Genomic DNA, 436 nt, shown 5'->3' with positions numbered 1-436 from the left:
GAATATAGATTTGCCCTGACTCCATTTCGGAAGTGTGAATAATGCGCATCGGCGACAAATATCCCAGACGTACCGCCTGACGCGTCAATGAGAAGACGCCAGAGATAACCGCCTGCGAGGCAATTACCGTCGCCAGTGCGGCGATGATCAGCAGCGGGATCAGCGCCCAGTCCGGTGCCAACAGGAAGAACGGGTTCTTAATCGCTTCCGGATTCTTTAACAACAGCGCTCCCTGGCCGAAGTAATTAAGGGTTAAGGAAGGCAATACGACGGTGAACCACGCCAGACGAATAGGGAACTTACCAAAGTGCCCCATATCAGCATACAGCGCCTCGACCCCCGTAATCGACAGCACCACTGCCCCTAATGCAATAAAAGAAACCGTTTTGTATTCAAGGAAGAAATGCACCGCCCACATCGGATTCAGTGCATGCAG

The 436-nt window shown here is 52.3% G+C and carries 1 protein-coding gene; it reads right to left on the bottom strand.

Annotated features, from left to right (window positions below; translation table 11 throughout):
* Positions 1-436: KUP/HAK/KT family potassium transporter (locus DUK53_RS17175; RefSeq protein WP_201740742.1), on the bottom strand; the 436-nt coding region annotated here is incomplete at both ends.

It is taken from the genome of Listeria sp. SHR_NRA_18, assembly GCF_003856515.1.
Classification (GTDB): Bacteria; Bacillota; Bacilli; order Lactobacillales; family Listeriaceae; genus Listeria_A; species Listeria_A newyorkensis.
The sequence above is the reverse complement of the archived record's forward strand: the minus strand, read 5'-3'. Positions and strand labels throughout refer to the sequence as shown.